Here is an 18,968-nt window from a genome sequence, read left to right as displayed (position 1 = left end):
CGGGCCGCGGCCGTCAGAAGAGGTGCATGGCCAAGTGACCCAGGGGCAGCCCGAGTTGCCAGGCGGGTGTCCACACGCGTGCGTTCTCGTCGAGTCCCGGCGGGTCGTCGGTGTGCCCGGGCCGCCCGGGATCGAGGTTGGTCGCGAACAGTTCGGTGCCGTCGAGCCAGCGCCAGGCCGCCCGGGCCAGTTCCAGGTCGGGGTCCTCGCCGCGGCCGCCTTCCCGGGCCGCCTCGCCGAGGTCGAGGAACCGGGTGTGCACCCAGTCGCGCCAGGGGTGCCCGTAGGCCGTCAGCGACAGCCACTCGTCGAGCTGCGAGACGACGCGGATCCCGGAGAGCTCGCCGGCCGCGTCGGAGAGGTAGATGGTCAGGGCGAGCGTGTCCCGTCCGGCCCGGAACTCCAGGGTGCTGACCGGGATCAGCCGGCCCGTCCGCAGCAGTTCGTCGGCGATGTACTCGGCGTAGAGCCAGGCCATGGGCACCGCGAGCCCACCGTCACTGGTGCCGTTCGTACCCTCGGGCTGCACCGTTCCACCTTCTCCCGCGCGTCGAGCGTCCCGTCGTCAGCCCCGAGCCTTCACCGAGCGGCTCGCGGGGCGGGGGATGTTTACTCAACTTGGACGGTGTTCTGTCGAATTCGATGCGCTTTATGTCCGGTCCGCATCCGTTCACGGCGTTCCGGGATCCGTTCGTCGCCTCGGGGCGGGGCGGGGCGGGGCGGGGCGGACAGGGCGGGGCTCAGGCGCCGAGGCCGTAGCCGTACCCCTGGAGGCCCTTCCGCAGGGCGCGCAGCGCGTAGTACGTGCGGGACTTGACGGTGCCGGCCGGGATGCCGAGCTCGGCGGCCGCCTCGGCCACCGACCGGTCCCGGAAGTAGACCTGGAGCAGCACTTCGCGGTGCTCCGGCCCCAGGGAGCCCACGGCCCGGCGCACGTCGATCGCCGTGACCGACCCGGCCACCGCGTCCTCGGCGGCGGGCGCCTGCTCCAGCCCCTCGGGGTCCACCTCCAGCGGCCGTGACAGCCGGGCGCGCCGGGCGTCGATCGCGAGCCGCCGGGCCACCGTGAACAGCCAGGGGCGCATGGAGTCGTGTCCGCTGGCCAGGGCCTCCGGGTGCTGCCAGACCCGTACGAGGGTCTCCTGCACGAGGTCCTCCGCGCGCTGGGCGTCGCCCGCGGTGAGGCCGACCAGGAATCCGAACAGGGCCCGCCCGTGGTCGCGCTGGAGTTCGGCCAGGGCCTCGGGGTCCGTACGCGGGAGGGTGGGGGAGAGCGGCACGAGTGGCTCCTTCCGGGGTGCGCGGGGGTCCTTGGGGCGGTGCCCCGTCCACCCTGACCTGCGCAGAGCCGACCCGGAACCGTCCCGGCCCGGCGTTGCGCCCAAGCACCCGGGTGGTCCGACGGGCGGCCGTGCCCGGCGACGAACGGTCGAACGGCGCGGCGAACGGCATCCGGCGCCCCTGTCGGCCGTCCGGGTGGTCCGTCGGCGGGGCGCGGGTGGGGTTCTTGACTTACTGCGTGTTGTTCTATGGATTGCAGATGATGACATGTCAGATAGTCATATAAATGGGAGCCGCTTGATGACCACGCGCACCCGCCCCGGGGCGGCCGCTCTGCTCGCCGCCCTCCTGCTGTCCGCGGCGGCGGGGTGCTCGGCCGGGGGCACCGCGCCGGCCCGGCTGGGGGAGTCCGGCCCCCCGGCCCCCTCCAGCGCCGGCGGGGCGCCCGCCGCCAGGGGCTTCACCCTGGTCGCGAGCGGCGACGTCCTGCCGCACACCTCGGTCATCCAGCGCGCGGCGAACGACGCGCAGGACGACGGCTACGACTTCCGCCCCATGTTCTCCGGCGTCAAGGCCGTCGTCTCGGGGGCCGACCTGGCCCTCTGCCACATTGAGACCATCTACGGTGAGGAGGGCGGGCCGTTCTCCGGCTACCCGGCCTTCACCTCTCCGCCGGAGGTCGCCGACGGCCTGAAGGCCACCGGCTACGACGGCTGCTCCACCGCCTCCAACCACACCCTCGACGACGGCGCCGCCGGGCTGCGGCGCACCCTGGACCGCTTCGACAAGGTCGGCCTCGGGCACGCCGGCTCGGCCCGCACGGCGGCCGAGGCGGCCAGGGTGACCACGTACACGGCCGGCTCGGCCAAGGTCGCCCACCTCGCGTACACCTACGACACCAACGGCTACCCGCTGCCCGAAGGACAACCGTGGGCGGTCAACCTGATGGAACAGGACAAGATCGTCGCGGATGCGCGGGCCGCCCGGAAGGCGGGTGCGGACGTGGTGCTGGTCAGCGTCCACTGGGGCACCGAGTGGCAGACCGAACCGGACGAGACCCAGATCTCCCTGGGCAAGGCCCTGACCGCCTCGCAGACCGACGGACGGCCCGACATCGACCTCATCCTCGGCACCCACGCCCACATCCCGCAGCCCTACGAGAAGGTCAACGGGACCTGGATCGTCTACGGCATGGGCGACCAGGTGGCGGGCGAGATGTTCAACCACACGGGCGCGCGCGACCTGCGCGGCAACTACGGTTCGATCGGCCGCTTCACCTTCGCCCCGCCGGCCGCGGCCGGACAGCGCTGGCAGGTCACCGCGGCGGAGTTCGTGCCGCAGATGATGGACCTGTCCGCCGGCCGCGTCGTCCACCTGCCCGACGCCCTGGCGAAGGAGCCCGGCCGGGAGGACTACGAGGCCGCCCGCGAAGAGATCACCGAGGCGGTCCTCAGCCGCGGCGCCGCCAAGGACGGCCTCAAGGCAGCGCCCACCCCTTAGGCGAGCGGGCTCGGCAACCGCTCGTGCCGCACCGCTTCCACCGTGCGCCCGCGTTCCCCCGCCGCGGCCCGTCGGCCACCCGCCCGGGCGGCGGGGGCCCGCCGGCCGTCAGGGGACCACGGTGACCGGCCAGCGGCCCGCCTTGACCAGGCGGACCGCCACCGAGCCGACGATGCGGTGGCCCGCCTGCTCCGACGCGCCGACCACCACCGCGTCCGCCATCAGCTCCTGAGCCGCGCTCACCAGCCCGGCGTAGGGATCGCCGCGGAAGGTGTGGAACTCCCAGCGCACCTCGTAGATGCCCTTGAGCCGCTCCGCCGACGCGCGGATCTCGGCCACCAGTCCCTCCGCGATCTCCCCGGTGGTGTCGGCCACGGGCGCGCCGAGCGCCGCCCCCGCCGGCACCACGGGCTGGACGTACACCAGCGCCAGCAGGGCGTTCTGCCGCCGGGCCAGTCCGGCCGCGTACGCCGCCGCCCGCAGTGAGGACTCCGAGCCGTCCACCCCCGCCAGGATCACCTTCGGGCCGTCGGTACCGCGTTCGAATCCCGTGTTCACGTGCTCCGTCACCCTGTGAGCATAGGCGGTGGCGTACGGGACGCCCCCACGCGCTCGGCGCGCGCACCGGCGCACCCCTCCCTACAGTGCGAACCATGAGTGCCACCGTGGAGGAGACGCACGGAACCCGGAACCGCTTCCTGAACCGGGTGCCCGACGGGTTCGGCGCGTTCTTCGGGGCGATCGGCCTGCTGTGCGCGCTGCTCTCGCTCTCCCCGGCGCTGCGGCGGCTCCTGCGGCACCTCGTGCGGTTCCTCGACCTGATCGTCGTACCGGTCAGCGCGAACCTCGCCTACGCCGTCTTCCTCTTCCTCTTCGCCGCGGCCCTCGGCACCCGCAAGAAGGTCGCCTGGTGGATGGTCATCACCTACCTGGCCCTGCTGATCGTCGACGACCTGCTGGACATCGCCGTCGGCGACTACGGGATCGGCATCTCCTCCCTGGCCCTGGCCGTCGCCGCCATGGCCGTACTGATCGCCGCCCGCAAGGAGTTCTACGCCGCGTCCCGGCCCGGGGCGCTGTGGCACGCCCTGATCGTGCTGGGCCTCGGCATGCTCGCCGCCGTCCTCCTCGGCTGGGGCCTCGTCGCCCTCTTCCCCGGCACCCTGCCCCGCGGCCAGTGGCTGGACTGGGCCGCCAAGCAGGTCTTCGGCGGCCTGTTCTCGGCCCGGCAGTTCGACGGCCGCCCGCCCAGGCCGCTGTACTTCCTCCTCGGTCTCTTCGGCGCCGCCGCCCTGCTGAACGCGGCCGCGACCCTCTTCCGCTCCCAGCGCCTGACCGCCGCCCTCCACGGCGACGAGGAACCCCGCATCAGGGCGCTGCTCGGCGCCTACGGGCGGGCCGACTCGCTCGGATACTTCGCCACCCGGCGCGACAAGGCCGTCGTCTTCGCCCCCAACGGCCGGGCCGGCGTCACCTACCGCGTCGAAGCGGGCGTCTGCCTCGCCAGCGGCGACCCCGTCGGCGACCCGGCCGCCTGGACCCCCGCCATCGACGCCTGGCTGGCCGTGGCCGGCCGCTACGGCTGGCAGCCCGCCGTGATGGGCGCCTCCGAGGACGGCGCCACCGCCTACGCCCGCTCCGGGCTCAGCGCCCTCCAACTGGGCGACGAGGCCATCCTGCACGTCGCCCACTTCGACCTCGACGGACGCGACATGCGCGTCACCCGCCAGGCCGTCAACCGCGTCAGGCGCGCCGGCGCCACCACCGTCATCCGCCGCCACTCCGCCCTCTCCGAGGACGAGATGCGGACCATCATCGACCGTGCCGACCGGTGGCGGGACACCGAGACCGAACGGGGCTTCTCCATGGCCCTGGACCGGCTCGGCGACCCCGCCGACGGGGACTGCCTGCTGGTCGAGGCCTTCGACGACAAGGGCGAGCTGATCGCCCTGCTCTCCTTCGTCCCCTGGGGCCGGGACGGCATCTCCCTCGACCTGATGCGCCGCGACCGCACCGCGCCCAACGGCGTCATGGAGTTCATGGTCGCCGAACTGTGCGCCGCCGCCCCCGGCCTCGGCGTGCGCCGGATCTCCCTCAACTTCGCCGTCTTCCGCTCCGCATTCGAGGAGGGCGGCCGCATCGGAGCCGGTCCCGTCCTGAAGGTGTGGCGCAAGCTGCTGCTCTTCTTCTCCCGCTGGTGGCAACTGGAGGCGCTGTACCGCTCGAACGTCAAGTACGGCCCCGAGTGGTACCCGCGGTTCCTCTGCTACCAGGACGCCGGCTCGCTCGCCCGGGTCAGCCTCGCCTCCGGCATCGCCGAGGGCTTCGTCTCCGTACCCAGCCTGCGCACCCTGTGGGGCAACGGCCACCCCAAGGGAGTCACCGCCCCCGCCACCACCGAGGGCCTGCCCCCGATCGACTCCCTCGGCCTGGAGGCCGTGGGGCAGGAGCTCCCGGGCGTGCCCGAGGAGCGCCTGCCCGAACAGGTACGCGTACGCCACGCCAAACTGGACCGCATCCGGGCCTCCGGCACGGACCCCTACCCGGTGGGGATCCGCCTGCGCACCCACACCGTCGCCCAGCTGAAGGCGGCCCGACCGAGCCACCCGCCCGGCGCCCGGACCGCCGAGCGGGTCACCCTCGCCGGGCGCGTGATGGTCGTGCGCGACCTCGGCGGCGTCGTCTTCGCCGTCCTGCGCGACTGGTCCGGCGACCTCCAGCTGATGCTGACCCGTGACGAGGCCGGCCCCGAGGTGCTGGACTCCTTCACCTCCCAGGTCGACTTCGGCGACCACGTGCTGGTGACCGGCGAGCCCGGCGCCAGCAGGACCGGCGAGCTTCTCCCTCGTCGTCCGGTCCTGGCAGCTCACCGGCAAGTGCCTGCGCCCGCTCCCCGACAAGCGCAAGGGCCTCGCCGACCCGGAGGCCCGCGTCCGCCGCCGCTACCTCGACCTCGTCGCCAGCCCCGAGGCGCGCGACGTCGTACGGGCCCGCTCCGGCGCCGTCCAGGCCCTGCGCCAGGGCCTGCTCGACCGCGGCTACCTGGAGGTCGAGACCCCGATGCTCCAGCAGATCCACGGCGGCGCCAACGCCCGGCCCTTCCGCACCCACATCAACGCCTACGACCTCGACCTGTACCTGCGCATCGCCCCCGAGCTGTACCTCAAACGGCTCTGCGTCGGCGGCATGGAGAAGGTCTTCGAGATGGGCCGCACCTTCCGCAACGAGGGCGTCTCCTACAAGCACAACCCCGAGTTCACGATGCTGGAGGCCTACCAGGCCTTCGCCGACTACGACGTCATGCTCGACCTCACCCGGGAACTGATCCAGTCGGCCGCCACCGCGGCCTACGGCTCACCGGTCGCGCACAAGGCGGGCCCGGACGGCAAGCTCGTCGTCCACGACATCTCCGGGCCCTGGCCGGTCAAGACCATGTACGGGGCCATCAGCGAGGCCCTCGGCGAGGAGGTCGACGCCGACACCGAGGAGCACCTGCTGCGCCGGCTCTGCGACCGGGCCAAGGTGCCCCACGGACCGGAGGACACCCGCGGCGACGTGGTCCTGGAGATGTACGAGCGGCTGGTGGAGGAGCGGACGAAACTCCCCACCTTCTACAAGGACTTCCCGACCGACGTCTCCCCGCTCACCCGCCAGCACCGCAAGGACCCGCGGCTCGCCGAGCGCTGGGACCTCGTCGCCTTCGGCACCGAACTCGGCACCGCCTACTCGGAGCTGACCGACCCCGTCGAGCAGCGGCGCAGGCTCACCGCCCAGTCCCTGCTCGCGGCCGGCGGCGACCCGGAGGCCATGGAACTCGACAACGACTTCCTCGACGCCCTCGAATACGCGATGCCGCCGACCGGCGGACTCGGCATCGGCGTGGACCGCCTCGTCATGTTCCTCACGGGCCTGACGATCCGCGAAACCCTGCCCTTCCCCCTGGTGCGGCGCGGCTGACCGGTCGCGGAGCTGGTCCGCACGAGTGAGCGCGACGGGGCGCGTCCGCGCCTCTCGACTTCTGCGGGGACGTCATTGATACGTAGTAATAATGAAAAAAGACGAGCCGACAGTAGGGCGACGCGTGCTCCTGCGCACCGCCGTCTTCCTCGGAGTCGCGGCCGCCGGCCTGATCACCACCCGTAACGGCACCGAGAGCGGTACGCCCGGATCAGCCGGCGTGCCGGGTGCGGGCAGCGCACCGGGGCCCGCGGCCGGGCCCGGGCCGAACCCCGCCGCGGGGGCGCCCGGATCGCTGCCGCGGGCCCTGCCCGAGAAGTCCTACCGGCTGCGCCCCATGACGGCGGACGCCCCGGCCCGGCCCGCCCTCGTGAAGCCGGCCGTGCGGACCCGGCCCATCCTGGAACTCCCGGCGGCGGCCGGTTCCGCCAGCTCCATGGTGCTGACCTTCGACGACGGGCCCGACCCCCGCTACACCCCGGCCATCCTCGACACCCTCGGCCGCCACGGCGTGCAGGCCATGTTCTTCGTCTGCGGCGAGATGGCCACGGAGAACCGGGACCTGCTGCGCCGGATGGTCGCCGAGGGCCACGTCATCGGCAACCACACCTGGACCCACCCGCTCATCCCCAAGCTGAGCCGGCCCGCCCTCGCCGCCGAGATCGGCCGCACGAGCGAGGTCGTGCAGCAGGCCGTCGGCGAGGCGCCGCAGTGGTTCCGGGCACCTTACGGGGCCTGGAACCGGGCGGCCTTCGAGATCGGGGCCGAACTGGGGATGGAGCCGCTCGCCTGGACCGTGGACAGCCTGGACTGGGAGGAGCCGGGCGTCACCACGATCGTCTCCCGGGTCATGCGCGGCGCGGGTCCGCGCGCGATCGTCCTGTCGCACGACGCCGGGGGCAACCGGACGCAGAGCGTCCAGGCCATCGCCTCCTACCTGCCCCAACTGCTGGCGCGGGGCTACCGGATGACGCTGCCCACCCTGTCCGCGGTGGCGCCGCACTGAGAGCGGGGCGGGGCAGGGACGCCGTCCCGAACAGGGGGGCCGGGACACCCGGACCCCCTGTTCGGGGTTCTCAGCGGGCCTCGACCATCCGGGCGAAGACGACCACATTGCCGTCGTAGCCGCGGGCCTTGGAGTAACCGCCGCCGCAGGTGATCACCCTGAGTTCCGCGTGCCCGGTGTCCCCGTACACCCGGGCCCCGGGGAAGGCGTCCTTCGAGAACACCTCCACGCCGTACACCTCGAACACCGCCGTGCGCCCGTCGTAGCGCTCCACCTCGATGTGGTTGCCCGGCTTGACCGAGCCCAGACCGTAGAAGACCGCCGGGCCCTGCGCGTTGTCCACGTGGCCCACGATCACCGCCGATCCCCGCTGCCCCGGCGAGATGCCGTTGAGGTACCAGCCCGCGAGGTTGCGGTCCTGCGGCGGCGGGGCGTCGATCCAGCCCTCCGCGTCCAGCCCGACCGTCATCACCGGCGCGTCCACGCTGATCGTGGGGATCCGGATGCGCTGCACGGAGGAGTGCTCCAGCAACTCCATGTCCGCGGGCGGCGTCGGCGGATGCGCCGGCAACTGGTCGGCCGTCACCGCGACGGCCGAGGCCGCGGTCGGCTGGGGCGGTCCGTCGTCGATGTTCACGCCGTTTCGCACCATGGCGAGGCCGGTGAGCATGACCAGGGCGATGACGCCCCACGGTGAGCGTTTGCGTGACTGCCCTGTCTCGTCCTCGCCCATCGTTCTCCCTTCCCGACGCGGGGGTCCCGACCCGCGGTCCTGTCCCACCCCTGTACGCCCTGCTTCACGCACGCTAAGGCCGGGGCGGCAGGTCGGCGAGGGGGGAGGGGCGAACGGGTGGCCGCGGCCGCGGCGGGGGCCGGTGGGGGCCGGAAGGGATGCGCCCATCCAGGTAATCGTCACATAAATGCCTGACGGGTCGTGACCTGCGGATCCGTCAGCTCGATCGGCCGTGCTTCGGCGTGTCGCTCAACCGGGCGGCCCAAAGCCGGAAATGCGGAGGTTGCGGTACGACCGGAGGGTTCGACGTGGGAGGCGTTCTCGTCGATCATCCGGGGCCGACGCTCCGGGGCGCTTCCCGCTGGAGGTTCCACCATGCGTGTCTTGCGCGCTCTTACCGTGACGGCGGCAGCCTGCGCCGCCCTCGGCCTCAGTGCCCCGCTCGCCTCCGCGAACCAGGACCCCGGTGGCCGGGGCGGGAACGGGGGCGGGAACGGCCCCAGCAACATCTCGGTCAATCCGTTCGCCGTGCACCAGGGCTCCACGATGCAGGTGAGCGCGGCGGGCTGCGGTCACGGCGGTACCGTCACCTCGCACGGCAACTTTTCGCCGGCCAACCTGTCCGCCGGAACGATCGGGTTCGCGACCGTCCGGGTCTTCAACCACGCCTCGCCGGGCACCCACACGCTGTCGGTCAAGTGCAACGACAGCAATCTCATCGCCACGGCCCGGTTCCGCATCCTGGAGGGCAACCCCTCGCAGGGCGGCATCGGCGGGTCCTTCGGCCCGTCCACCGCCGAGACGGCCATCGGCGCGGGCCTGGTCGGTGCCTCCGCCCTGGGCGCGGGCGCCCATGTGATGCGTCGTCGCCGCCCGCTCCGCGGCCGGAGCTGACGCGGCCGGAGCCGACCGTCGGACTTCCCGGTCGGCCACCGTTCGCGTCGGCCGTCGCCGCTCCCGCCGCTCCCGCCGGTCGCCCCGCGTCCTCCCGAGGACCCGGGGCGACCGGCGGTGCGAGGGGTTGGCGCGGGAAGGGGTTCGCGCGGGGATTCAGTGACCGCGCCCGCCCGCCCTGCGGCGCAGGGCGTAGGCCGTACCGCCCGCGGCGGCGAGGAGGAGACCGGCGCCGGCGCCGAGTTCCACGGGGTCCATTCCGGCCACGCTGCCGCCGAGGCCGCCCCGGACGCCCAGCGTCGTGCCGGTGGTGACGGGGGCCGGGGCGGTGGCCGCGCCCGTCCGCGTGGAACTCGTGGTGGGCCTGGTCGTGCCGCCGGCGATCGTCAGGTCGGCCGAGCCGGTCTCGCCGTTGCACGTGAAGGAGACGGAGTAGAGGGCTCCGGGCCGGGCGTCCCGGTCCACGGTGACCCGCACGGTCTGGCCGCGCGCGATGCTCACGGTGTCGAAGACACCGGAGGAGGCGGTGGAGTAGGCGGCGTTGCAGCCGCTGACCGCGAGCACCACCTGGCCGCCGGGGGCGACGGTCGAGGGGGTGAGGGTGAAGCCGAACGACGTGACCCGCCGGGCGCGCTTCTCCGCGTGCCTCTCGGCGACGGTGCCGGCGAACTTCTCGGCGTACTTCTCGCTCTCGGGTACGGCCCGGGCCTCGGACCGGGCTCCGGCCGCGAACGCGGCGGGCGCGCCGAGCGCTCCCAGGGTGAGTACGGCGGCCGTGGCGCCGGCACTCAGCAGGGCGGTGGCGGAGGTACGTATCGCTCCCATGCTTGATTCTCCGGATCCCCGAGGAGCAGCCGCGGAACGGTTTCCGCACGTGGGGGGTCGTGCGCCTCGATGTCCGCCACGCTAGGTGCGGGTGGCGGGACCCGCGATCAGGAACGGGCGAATGGGGCATGGCCGTAGGCCGAACCGGGGACGGGAGGCCCGTCCCCGGTTTGCCGGGCGGTGTCAGCCGCCGAGGTCGAGGTGGGAGAACTGGGTGAGGAACGGTTCGGCGGTGGCCGAGATCCCCCGGCCGAACGGTGCGTCGAAGTCCCAGATCAGGAACAGCAGGAACGCGATCAGCGCGCTGAACAGGCCCGCCAGCAGCATCTCCCGGAACGAGCGCCTGATCTGCAGGGTGAAGATCAGGCCGACCGTGACCAGGGCGCCGGTGATCAGCCCGAACCAGACCACCCCCGGCATGGTGGCCCCGGCGCTCGCGCCGCGTGCGCTGCGGGCGTCGTCGGCCACCGCGACCTGGTCGACGAGCGGTTGGTAGGCCTGGCCCTCGTGGTCGGTCTGCGGCTCGTAGTCGGTGACGTCCCGGCGGATGCGGTCCAGCAGCTCCCCGCCGCGGTCCGTGAGTTCGCCGTCGTCGGCCATCGCCTTCCACTCGGTGTCCACCACGTAGGTGACGTACGCGTCGACGTCGGCCCGGATCCTCGCCCGGACCTCGGCCGGGTAGACCTGGGAGCGGACGCTGATCTCGTGCAGGGCCTGCGCCTCCTGGCGCACGTACTCCTGGGCGGCCCCGCGGCCCTCCCAGACACCCGCGATGGCCAGGCCCAGCACGATCGCGTAGATCACCCCGATCATCATCGTCATGTACTCGATGACGTCGGGGGTCTCGTTCGGATCGTCGTCCTCGCCGATCCTGCGGTGATTGAAGAAGGCGATGGACAGCACCACGGCACAGGCCGCGGCCATCGCGAGGGACAGGACGAGCCATTCCGACAAGATGACTCCAGATCGATTGACGGTGGGCGGATTACCGCGGGCGCAGCGCGACGATCGCGAGCACCGCGGGAGCCGCGGTCAGCAAGGTGAAGGTGACCGGCGAGATGTGGTGCTCGGCCGGTTTACGGGCCTGCGCGTGGTACGCCGGGCGGGCCACCGGTTTCCGCGGGGGCGGGGTCACCACGGGGGTCGGCGGCGGTGGCGGTGCGGGCACCTCGGCCGCCCGGCGGGCGGGCGCCGGCTTCGGCGGTGGCGGCGCGGGCAGGACGGGCTTCGGCACGGGCCGGGGCACCGCCCGGGGCGGCGCCGGGGCGGGCTTCGGGGGAGGGGGCGGCGGGGTCGGCACCGGCTTCGGCGTGGGCTTCGGCGGCGGCGTGGGTGTCGGCTGGGGCGGCGGGGTGGGCTTCGGAGGCGGCTCCGGCGGGCACGGCGGGGGCGGCGGCGGGGGAGGGCAGTCGGGGTCGCCGTGGTGGCCCCCGCCGCGGCCGCCACCGCGGTGTCTTCCGTGGTCGGAGCGGTCCGTTCGGTGGTCCGCCCGGTGGTCCGCCCGGTCGTCCGAGGGGCGGTCCGAGCGGCGGCCGCCGCCGTGATGTCCGCCACCCGGGCCGCGTCCGCGGCCGTCGCCGGAGGCCGCCGCGACCAGGGTGGAGGCGGTCGCGCCGGCGCCGGAGTCGGTCGTCGCGTAGGCGCTGCTATCGGCCACGGCCGGCGTGACGGTCAAGGCCGCCCACAGCAGGACCGGGACCGCCAGCAGGCGCCTGGCACAGGCTCTGTTCACCCGGGGAGCATGGGCCCGCGCGCCCCCACGCACGCGGGGCTCGGCCCCGGTTCGCCTGAACGGGTGGAGTGCCGACCGGAAAGGTTTGAGCCAGGTGTCCAGCGGCCTCGCGCGAGTGCGATCATCATCTGGTCAATTCCCAAAAGGGATTTGTCGGTACTGGTCATTTGCCTCGGGGGGCCGCCGGGCGCCTTTGGTGTGTGACGAAGAACGGATCGCCAATTTCCGCTTTTGCTCGCCCTGTTGGTCAATGATCAGTACATTCGGCTCGGACAGGAGTCCGACCCCGCACGGACCGCCGCAGGAACAACGCTTGGAGATCCCGATGGAGCGCCCCGCCTGGGCCCCGCCAGGCATCGACATCTCGGTGCCGAGCGTGTCCCGCATCTACGATTACTACCTCGGCGGGTCCCACAATTTCGAGGTCGACCGCCAGGCGGCCCGGCGCGCCATGGAATTCATGCCGGGCCTGCCCAAGATCATGCAGGCCAACCGGGCGTTCATGCGCCGTGCCGTGCGGCACGCCGTCGCCGAGGGCATCACCCAGTTCCTCGACATCGGCTCCGGCATCCCCACCTTCGGCAACGTCCACGAGATCGCCCGGGCCGCCAGCCCCGGGGCCCGCGTGGTCTACGTCGACCACGACCCGGTGGCCGTGGCGCACAGCCACGCCGTCCTCCTGGATGACGAGTACACCGGCGTCGTCGCCGCGGACCTGCGCAAGCCCAAGGAGATCCTGGCCGCTCCCGAGGTCGGCCGGCTCCTCGACTTCGACCGGCCGGTCGCTCTGCTCCTCGTCGCCGTCCTGCACTTCCTGGAGGACGCGGACCAGCCGTACGACGCCGTGGCCGAGCTGCGCGACGCGCTGGCCCCCGGCAGCCTGCTGATCCTCACTCACGCCTCCTACGAGGGCATCCCGCTCACGGAGGAGGTCGCGAGCGGCACCGTCGGCGTCTACCGCGACATCCGCAACCCCCTCGTCATGCGCACCGGTGACCGGATCGCCCGCTTCTTCGAAGGGTTCGACATGCTGGAGCCCGGTCTGGTCTCCATGCCCGACTGGCGTCCGGACCGCTCCGAGGACGCGGAGGACGGCGAGGCGCCGGAGGACCCCTACGCCTTCTCCGGCTACGGCGGCGTGGGACGCAAGGCGTGAGACTTCCTGCACAGACGGCGGGCGCGCCGGACACCGTCGCGGCGCCCGCACCCGCGCCGACCGCGCCGTCCGCGGCGGCCCCCAACGGCGGCATCGAGGACCGGATCTCCCGCTTCGCCACGATCTGGGGTCGGGCGATCTTCCCGGTCACCGCGACCTCGCTGACCCGGCCCGAGTTCGAACGGCACCTCGTACCGCTCACCCGGACGCTCACCGAGGCGCTGCACGCCCGGCCCTTCGACGCCGCCGTGGCCCAGCGGGTGGGCGCCGACCTCGTCGCCGTGCACTGCACCGACCCCGAGGCCCTGGCCGGCACCCTCGGCGTGATCGAGTCCTATCTGGTGCTCTACTGCGGACCGGACGGCCTGGAGGGCTCCGGCGTGGAGGCCACTGCCGAATACCACGCGCGCTGCGCCCGGCTCCAGCACGCCATCGCCGCGGGGTACGCCCGCGCGCTGCGCGAGCGCACCCTCACCGAGCAGGAGGCCATCGCCCGCTCCGCGCTGACCGCCCGCACCGACGCCCAGCAGGCCCTGCACGCGAGCGAGGAGCGCTTCCGGGCGGTCTTCGAGGGCGCGGCCGTCGGCATCGGCATCGCCGACCTCGACGGGAACGTCCTGGAGGTCAACGACACGCTGCTGCAGATGTTCGGCGGTCTGGAGGGACACGTCCGCAGCCGCAACGTCAGCGAATGGGGCCACCCCGACGACACCCCGCACGTCTGGCGGATGTACGGCGAGCTGGTGCGCGGGGAGCGCGAGAGCTACCGCGTGGAGAAGCCGTACTACCGCCACGACGGGACCGTGCTGTGGACCAACCTCACGGTGTCGCTGCTGCGCGACGCCGAGGGCAAGCCGCAGTACCAGCTGGCGCTGATGGAGGACACCACCGAACGCCGGCTGCTGAACCTGCGCCTGCGCTACGAGGCCACTCACGACGCCCTCACCGGCCTGCCCAACCGGACCCTGTTCTTCGAGCGCCTGGAGAAGGCCCTCAGCGGCTCCGGCGGTGACCGCTACGGTCTGTGCTACCTGGACCTCGACGGTTTCAAAGCGGTCAACGACAGCCTCGGGCACTCGGCGGGGGACCGGCTGCTGGTGGAGGTCGCCGACCGGCTGCAGAGCTGCGCGACCGGTCCCGGCGAGGTCGTCGCCCGCCTCGGCGGCGACGAGTTCGTCGCCCTGACCACCGGCTCCGACACCGAGGAGAAGGTGACGGAACTGGCGGTCCGCATCCTGTCGGCCCTGTCGACGCCGATCCGGCTGGAGGGCCGGGAGCTGTCCGTCCGGGGCAGCATCGGCATCGTCGAGGGCCGCGCCAAGGAGCGCACCCCGGCCGAGGTGCTGCGCAGCGCCGACATCACGATGTACCGGGCCAAGGCGGCCGGCGGCAACCGCTTCGAATTCGCCGACGCCGAGGCCGACGCCCGCGCGATCACCCGGCACGGACTGACCAACGCCCTGCCGGCGGCGCTGGAGCGCGGCGAGTTCTTCATCGAGTACCAGCCGCTGGTCCACATGCGCGACGGCACCGTGCACGGCGCCGAGGCACTGGTGCGCTGGTCCCACCCGCAGTACGGGGTCCTCGGCCCCGACCGCTTCATCCCGCTCGCCGAACGGACCGGGCTGATCGTGCCCCTGGGCCGGTGGGTCCTGGAGGAGGCCGTCCGTCAGGCCCGTGTCTGGCAGCGCGAGCACGGGGGCGCGGCCCTGCGGATCAACGTCAACCTCTCGCCGACCCAGCTGCACCACCCGGGTCTGGTCGCCGACACCGTGGCGGTCCTGGAGAAGTCCGGCCTGGCCCCGGGTGCGCTGTGCCTGGAGGTCACCGAGTCGGCCCTGATAGGAGCTGACGACGAACTGCTGGAGCCGCTGCGCCGCCTGGCCGAACTCGGCGTGGACATCGCCCTCGACGACTTCGGAACCGGCTACTCCAACCTGGCCAACCTGCGGCGCCTGCCCGTCAGCGTCCTCAAACTCGACCGCTCCTTCACCCGGGGGATGCAGCAGCAGCCCGCCGACCCGGTCGACGTCAAGATCGTGGAGGGAATTGTCGCGCTGGCCCACAGCCTCGAACTCGCCGTCACCGTCGAGGGCGTGGAGACCGGCGCCCAGGCCGCCCAGCTGCGCGCGCTGGGCTGCGACACCGCCCAGGGCTGGTACTACGCCCGTCCCGGGGCCCCCGACCGCATCCACACCCTGTCCCTCTCGGACGCGGTGGCCGCACCCTCCTGACGGCTGCCCGTGCCCGCGGCGGCCCGGCGCCCGCCTCCGGCGAGTGGCGCCGCGTCAGTCCAGGCCGGCCTCCGTCCCGCGCCCGGGGGTCCGGACGGCCTCCAGGACCCGTTGGTACCGCTCCGCGGTGTCGGCCAGAACGCTCGCGGCCACCGGCAGCCGTTCCGCCTCGTAGGCGTCGAGCGCCGCGTCCGCGTCCGGCCCGGACAGGGCGGCGGCCAGAGCCCGGCCGAGCGCCGCCGCGTCCTCGATGCCGGTGTTCATGCCGAGGCCGCCGGCTATCGGGTGCACGTGCGCGGCATCCCCGGCGAGCAGCACCCGGCCCTCCCGCATCCGCGTGACCATGCGGACGTTGACCCGCCAGGAGGAGAGCCAGGTGGGGTCCTGCAGCCGGATGCCCGGCATCCCGGCGCACCGGTCGAAGATCCGCTGGAAACCCTCCAGGGAGGGCGGCAGCGCGGCGCCGTGCTCGTCCCGCTCGGGCGAGGCCTGCAGCTGGAAGGTGTCGGTCCCCGGCATCGGGCACAGGAGCAGGCCACTGCCCTCCGAGGTGAACCACTGGTGCCAGACGTCCCGGGCGAGGCCCGGCGCCCTGACGTCGCCGACGACCATGGCGGGTTCCTGCTCGCCGTTCCCCTCGAAGGGGATGCCGAGCAGCGTGCGGGTGGTGCTGCGTCCGCCGTCGCACCCGGCGAGATGGCGGGCCACGACGACGGACCCGTCCGCCAGTTCGGCCCGCACCCCGTGCTCGTCCTGGGCGATGCCCGCGAGCTCCGCCCCGTACTCGACGTGCACGCCCAGTACGGCGAGCCGGTCGCGCAGCGCCTCTTCGGTCTGCCACTGCCCGATCAGCAGGCCGGCGTCCGCCGGGGTGGGGGTGTCGCCGACGTGCTCGCCGTCGAAGTACTTGCGCAGGACCACCCCCGCGGTGCCGGCGGCGATCAGCGGCTCGGCCGCGCCGAGTTCCTGGAGGATCGCGAGGCTGCCGGCCCGGATTCCCTTGCCCCGGGACTCGCGGTGCGGTGCGGCCCGGCGCTCGATGACGCGGACGGCGTATCCGCGCAGGGCGAGGGCGCAGGCCAGCGTCAGCCCGGTGGGGCCGGATCCGGCGATCAGCACGTCGGTGGGGTGGTTCATCGGAAGTCCTCTCCTCGTCGATGACTCAAGGGAAGCGGCTCCCGACGAAAAAAGCAACCCGGTTACAAAAATTACCCGGTCTCTCATTCGTGCTATGCTGTGGCCATGGACAACACGACGGGTCTGCGCGAGAGCAAGAAGCTGCGCACGCGCCGGCAGCTGGCGGCCACGGCGCTGGAGCTGTTCCTGGAGCACGGCTTCGACGCCGTGTCGGTGGCGGACGTCGCCGCGGCGGCGGAGGTGTCCAAGCCGACCCTCTTCCGGTACTTCCCGACCAAGGAGGACCTGCTCCTCGACCGGTTCGCCGACCACCAGGACGAGGTGGCGCGCATCGTCCGCGAGCGCCCCCCGGACCGGACGCCGGTGGCGGCCGTGCACGCGCACTTCCTGACGGCCCTGGCCGAGCGGGACCCGATCACCGGGCTGTGCGACCACCCGGGCGTCCTCGCCTTCCAGCGACTGCTGTACGGCACCGCCAGCCTGGAGTCCCGCCTGTCCCACTACACCGCAGGCGAGATCGAGCTGCTCGCCGCGGCCCTGGAGGCGGAGTCGGTGCCGCCGCTCGCCGCCCGGCTGGCGGCCGCGCACCTGGTGACGGTCCGCCACGAACTGGGCCGGGAGAACTGGCGCCGCCTCGACGCCGGGCAGAGCGCCGACGAGGCCCACCCGGCCGCCGTGGCCGACGCCGGGCAGGCCTTCGGCATGCTCGCCGACGGCCTCGACCGGGCCCTTCCCACGGCCCCGCCCACCCCCGCCTGACGCCCGGGACCGGCCTGATGCCGGGGACCGGCCCGACACCCGGGCCCGCCTGACGCCCGGGACCCGTCGGGCACCGGACCCGTCGGGCACCGGACTCCGGCGGCGTCAGGCCATCAGCATCCGCCGCAGCTCGCGCGCCGCACGCGGCGGAGCCACGTCGGTGCGGTGCGCCAGCGCGATCGTCCGGCGCAGCGGCGATCCGGCCAGTGGCGTCGTCCGCAGCCCCGGCCCCGCGCCCGCCACCACCATCGCCGGTACCACCGCGACGCCGAGCCCCGCCCGCGCGAAGCCGAGCACGGCGTCCATCTCACCGCCCTCCACGGTGAAGGACGGCTCGAAACCCTCCGCCCGGCAGGCGGCCACGGTCAGCTCCCGCAGGTCGTAGCCGTGCCGGAACATCACCATCGGCTCGTCGCGCAAGGCGGCGATCGTCAGCTCCCGGCCCCCGCCGGGCGCCGGGAGCTTCGTCGAGGACACCACCACGAGGTCCTCCGTCAACAGCTCCACCGTCGTCAGGGCGGGAGCCGAGGGCGGCAGCGGCAGGGCGATCAGCGCGAGGTCCAGCGCCCCGCGCGCCAGCTCCCGCACGAGGTCGAGCGAGCCGCTCTCCTCGATCAGCAGCTCGATCCCCGGATGCGCCGTGTGGAAGGCCCGCAGCACGCCCGGCAGCAGGCCCGTGCACACGCTCGGCGTGGCCCCCAGCCGGATCCGCCCGCGCCGCAGCTGCACCAGCTCCTGCACTTCCAGCCGTGCCGTGTCCGCGTCCGCCAGGATCCGCCGCGCCAGCGGCAGCAGCGTCTCGCCCGCGTCCGTCAGCGTGATGTTGCCCCGGGCGCGGCTGAACAGCTCGGCGCCCAGCTCCCGCTCCAGAGCCCTGATCTGCTGGGACAGCGACGGCTGGGCCACGTGCACCCGCTCCGCGGCCCGGGTGAAGTGCCGGGTCTCGGCGACGGCGACGAAGTAGAGGAGCTGCTGGAGCTGCATAGGGCATGTCTATCAAGATGACCGACATCATGTCTTGGACCTTTCGGGTCCTCCGTCCCTACCGTCGAAGGCATGGCTCTGGCAACGCGCACCCGGACGAGCGTCCCCTCGCTCTGGGGCTCCACCATAGGAAAGAAGACCGTCATGGCGGTCTCCGGGCTGATCATGCTCGGCTACCTCGTCGTGCACATGCTCGGCAACCTCAAGATCTTCTTCGGGGCGGACGAGTTCAACGGCTACGCCCACTGGCTGCGCACCCTCGGCTCGCCCTTCCTCCACCACGAGTGGGCCCTGTGGATCGTCCGCGTGGTCCTCCTGGCCGCCGTCGTCGCGCACGCCGTGTCCGCCTACCAGCTCAGCCGTCGCGACATCAGGGCCCGCCCCGTCAGGTACGTCCACAAGCGCCGCCGCGCGAGCTACGCCACCCGCACCATGCGCTGGGGCGGCGTCATCCTCGGCCTGTTCATCGTCTGGCACCTGCTCGACCTCACCACGCTCACCGTCAACGAGCGCGCCTGGGCCGGGCACCCGTACGAGAACGTCCTGGCCACCTTCTCCACCTGGTACGGGAACACGATCTACATCGTGGCGATGGCCGCACTCGGCCTGCACGTCCGGCACGGCTTCTGGAGCGCGGCCCAGACCCTCGGCGCGGGCAGCGCCCGGCGCGAGCGGACGCTGAAGTCGCTCGCCAACGGCCTGGCCCTCGTCCTCTTCGCGGGCTTCGTGTCCGTCCCCGTCGCCGTCATGACCGGAATGGTGAACTGACC

Annotated in this window: 17 protein-coding genes and 1 pseudogene; 8 read left to right on the top strand and 10 right to left on the bottom strand. The window is 73.1% G+C overall.

Annotation, left to right across the window (positions count from 1 at the left end; genetic code table 11):
* Positions 1-13 precede the first annotated feature (13 nt).
* Complete coding sequence (locus AC2RP6_RS06915; RefSeq protein WP_486450243.1) at positions 14-478, bottom strand: hypothetical protein; 465 nt, start codon at positions 476-478, stop codon at positions 14-16.
* Positions 479-740: 262 nt separating this feature from the next.
* Positions 741-1,280 carry a sigma-70 family RNA polymerase sigma factor gene (locus AC2RP6_RS06910; RefSeq protein ID WP_486445380.1) on the bottom strand — a complete coding sequence of 180 codons (540 nt, stop codon included), beginning with the start codon at positions 1,278-1,280 and terminating at the stop codon, positions 741-743.
* Between the two features lie 301 nt (positions 1,281-1,581).
* Here AC2RP6_RS06910 and AC2RP6_RS06905 point away from each other — a divergent pair, with 301 nt between their 5' ends.
* The gene (locus tag AC2RP6_RS06905; RefSeq protein ID WP_486445379.1) at positions 1,582-2,781 is read left to right on the top strand and encodes a CapA family protein; all 1,200 of its coding nucleotides are present in this window, start codon (positions 1,582-1,584) and stop codon (positions 2,779-2,781) included.
* A gap of 108 nt (positions 2,782-2,889) precedes the next feature.
* Here the strand turns inward: AC2RP6_RS06905 and AC2RP6_RS06900 are convergent, their stop codons facing one another.
* The gene (locus AC2RP6_RS06900; protein ID WP_486445378.1) at positions 2,890-3,351 is read right to left on the bottom strand and encodes a universal stress protein; all 462 of its coding nucleotides are present in this window, start codon (positions 3,349-3,351) and stop codon (positions 2,890-2,892) included.
* Between the two features lie 83 nt (positions 3,352-3,434).
* On the opposite strand from AC2RP6_RS06900, the pseudogene lysX reads away from it, so the two are divergent.
* Positions 3,435-6,738 (top strand): annotated as a pseudogene (gene lysX / locus AC2RP6_RS06895) (bifunctional lysylphosphatidylglycerol synthetase/lysine--tRNA ligase LysX).
* A 91-nt stretch (positions 6,739-6,829) separates the two neighbouring features.
* Positions 6,830-7,744: a polysaccharide deacetylase family protein gene (locus AC2RP6_RS06890; RefSeq protein WP_486445377.1), complete on the top strand. Its 915-nt coding sequence runs from the start codon at positions 6,830-6,832 to the stop codon at positions 7,742-7,744.
* A 70-nt stretch (positions 7,745-7,814) separates the two neighbouring features.
* Here the strand turns inward: AC2RP6_RS06890 and AC2RP6_RS06885 are convergent, their stop codons facing one another.
* Positions 7,815-8,477: a class F sortase gene (locus AC2RP6_RS06885; protein ID WP_486445376.1), complete on the bottom strand. Its 663-nt coding sequence runs from the start codon at positions 8,475-8,477 to the stop codon at positions 7,815-7,817.
* A 179-nt stretch (positions 8,478-8,656) separates the two neighbouring features.
* Positions 8,657-8,809: a hypothetical protein gene (locus AC2RP6_RS06880; RefSeq protein ID WP_486445375.1), complete on the bottom strand. Its 153-nt coding sequence runs from the start codon at positions 8,807-8,809 to the stop codon at positions 8,657-8,659.
* A 43-nt stretch (positions 8,810-8,852) separates the two neighbouring features.
* Here AC2RP6_RS06880 and AC2RP6_RS06875 point away from each other — a divergent pair, with 43 nt between their 5' ends.
* Complete coding sequence (locus AC2RP6_RS06875) at positions 8,853-9,371, top strand: hypothetical protein (protein WP_486445374.1); 519 nt, start codon at positions 8,853-8,855, stop codon at positions 9,369-9,371.
* Between the two features lie 156 nt (positions 9,372-9,527).
* Here the strand turns inward: AC2RP6_RS06875 and AC2RP6_RS06870 are convergent, their stop codons facing one another.
* From AC2RP6_RS06870 to AC2RP6_RS06860, 3 genes are all read right to left on the bottom strand, one after another.
* Positions 9,528-10,196: a hypothetical protein gene (locus AC2RP6_RS06870; protein ID WP_486445373.1), complete on the bottom strand. Its 669-nt coding sequence runs from the start codon at positions 10,194-10,196 to the stop codon at positions 9,528-9,530.
* Between the two features lie 183 nt (positions 10,197-10,379).
* A complete protein-coding gene (locus AC2RP6_RS06865) occupies positions 10,380-11,150 on the bottom strand; it encodes a bestrophin-like domain (protein ID WP_486445372.1) in 771 nt (256 codons plus the stop codon).
* 31 nt (positions 11,151-11,181) lie between these two features.
* Entirely contained in the window at positions 11,182-11,928 is a 747-nt protein-coding gene (locus AC2RP6_RS06860) for a hypothetical protein (RefSeq protein ID WP_486445371.1), read from the bottom strand.
* Between the two features lie 325 nt (positions 11,929-12,253).
* Here AC2RP6_RS06860 and AC2RP6_RS06855 point away from each other — a divergent pair, with 325 nt between their 5' ends.
* Together AC2RP6_RS06855 and AC2RP6_RS06850 are read left to right on the top strand one after the other, a co-directional pair.
* On the top strand, positions 12,254-13,084 hold the full coding sequence (locus AC2RP6_RS06855; RefSeq protein ID WP_486450242.1) for an SAM-dependent methyltransferase: 831 nt from the start codon (positions 12,254-12,256) through the stop codon (positions 13,082-13,084).
* Positions 13,081-15,318: a putative bifunctional diguanylate cyclase/phosphodiesterase gene (locus AC2RP6_RS06850; protein ID WP_486445370.1), complete on the top strand. Its 2,238-nt coding sequence runs from the start codon at positions 13,081-13,083 to the stop codon at positions 15,316-15,318. Before AC2RP6_RS06855 ends, AC2RP6_RS06850 begins: the two co-directional genes overlap by 4 nt.
* Positions 15,319-15,372: 54 nt before the next feature.
* On the opposite strand, the gene AC2RP6_RS06845 is transcribed toward AC2RP6_RS06850, so the two are convergent.
* The gene (locus AC2RP6_RS06845) at positions 15,373-16,455 is read right to left on the bottom strand and encodes an FAD-dependent monooxygenase (protein ID WP_486445369.1); all 1,083 of its coding nucleotides are present in this window, start codon (positions 16,453-16,455) and stop codon (positions 15,373-15,375) included.
* Positions 16,456-16,560: 105 nt separating this feature from the next.
* Here AC2RP6_RS06845 and AC2RP6_RS06840 point away from each other — a divergent pair, with 105 nt between their 5' ends.
* Positions 16,561-17,214: a TetR/AcrR family transcriptional regulator gene (locus AC2RP6_RS06840; RefSeq protein WP_486445368.1), complete on the top strand. Its 654-nt coding sequence runs from the start codon at positions 16,561-16,563 to the stop codon at positions 17,212-17,214.
* 105 nt (positions 17,215-17,319) lie between these two features.
* Here the strand turns inward: AC2RP6_RS06840 and AC2RP6_RS06835 are convergent, their stop codons facing one another.
* Entirely contained in the window at positions 17,320-18,198 is an 879-nt protein-coding gene (locus tag AC2RP6_RS06835) for a LysR family transcriptional regulator (protein WP_486445367.1), read from the bottom strand.
* Between the two features lie 72 nt (positions 18,199-18,270).
* Between AC2RP6_RS06835 and AC2RP6_RS06830 the strand changes: the two genes are divergently transcribed.
* Positions 18,271-18,966 (top strand): succinate dehydrogenase, encoded by a 696-nt coding sequence (locus AC2RP6_RS06830; RefSeq protein WP_486445366.1) that lies wholly within the window; start codon positions 18,271-18,273, stop codon positions 18,964-18,966.
* Positions 18,967-18,968: the final 2 nt, after the last annotated feature.

This window comes from Streptomyces sp. WAC03905 (assembly GCF_057371075.1).
Note: the sequence above shows the minus strand (reverse complement) of the source record. Positions and strands in the feature narration are given on the sequence as shown.

Coding starts and splice junctions, on each gene's coding strand:
- AC2RP6_RS06870 (WP_486445373.1), bottom strand. CDS start 10,196: ATGGGAGCGATACGTACCTCCGCCACCGCCCTGCTGAGTGCCGGCGCC.
- AC2RP6_RS06915 (WP_486450243.1), bottom strand. CDS start 478: ATGGCCTGGCTCTACGCCGAGTACATCGCCGACGAACTGCTGCGGACG.
- AC2RP6_RS06855 (WP_486450242.1), top strand. CDS start 12,254: ATGGAGCGCCCCGCCTGGGCCCCGCCAGGCATCGACATCTCGGTGCCG.
- AC2RP6_RS06830 (WP_486445366.1), top strand. CDS start 18,271: ATGGCTCTGGCAACGCGCACCCGGACGAGCGTCCCCTCGCTCTGGGGC.
- AC2RP6_RS06845 (WP_486445369.1), bottom strand. CDS start 16,455: ATGAACCACCCCACCGACGTGCTGATCGCCGGATCCGGCCCCACCGGG.
- AC2RP6_RS06835 (WP_486445367.1), bottom strand. CDS start 18,198: ATGCAGCTCCAGCAGCTCCTCTACTTCGTCGCCGTCGCCGAGACCCGG.
- AC2RP6_RS06880 (WP_486445375.1), bottom strand. CDS start 8,809: ATGATCGACGAGAACGCCTCCCACGTCGAACCCTCCGGTCGTACCGCA.
- AC2RP6_RS06840 (WP_486445368.1), top strand. CDS start 16,561: ATGGACAACACGACGGGTCTGCGCGAGAGCAAGAAGCTGCGCACGCGC.
- AC2RP6_RS06875 (WP_486445374.1), top strand. CDS start 8,853: ATGCGTGTCTTGCGCGCTCTTACCGTGACGGCGGCAGCCTGCGCCGCC.
- AC2RP6_RS06905 (WP_486445379.1), top strand. CDS start 1,582: ATGACCACGCGCACCCGCCCCGGGGCGGCCGCTCTGCTCGCCGCCCTC.
- AC2RP6_RS06885 (WP_486445376.1), bottom strand. CDS start 8,477: ATGGGCGAGGACGAGACAGGGCAGTCACGCAAACGCTCACCGTGGGGC.
- AC2RP6_RS06890 (WP_486445377.1), top strand. CDS start 6,830: ATGAAAAAAGACGAGCCGACAGTAGGGCGACGCGTGCTCCTGCGCACC.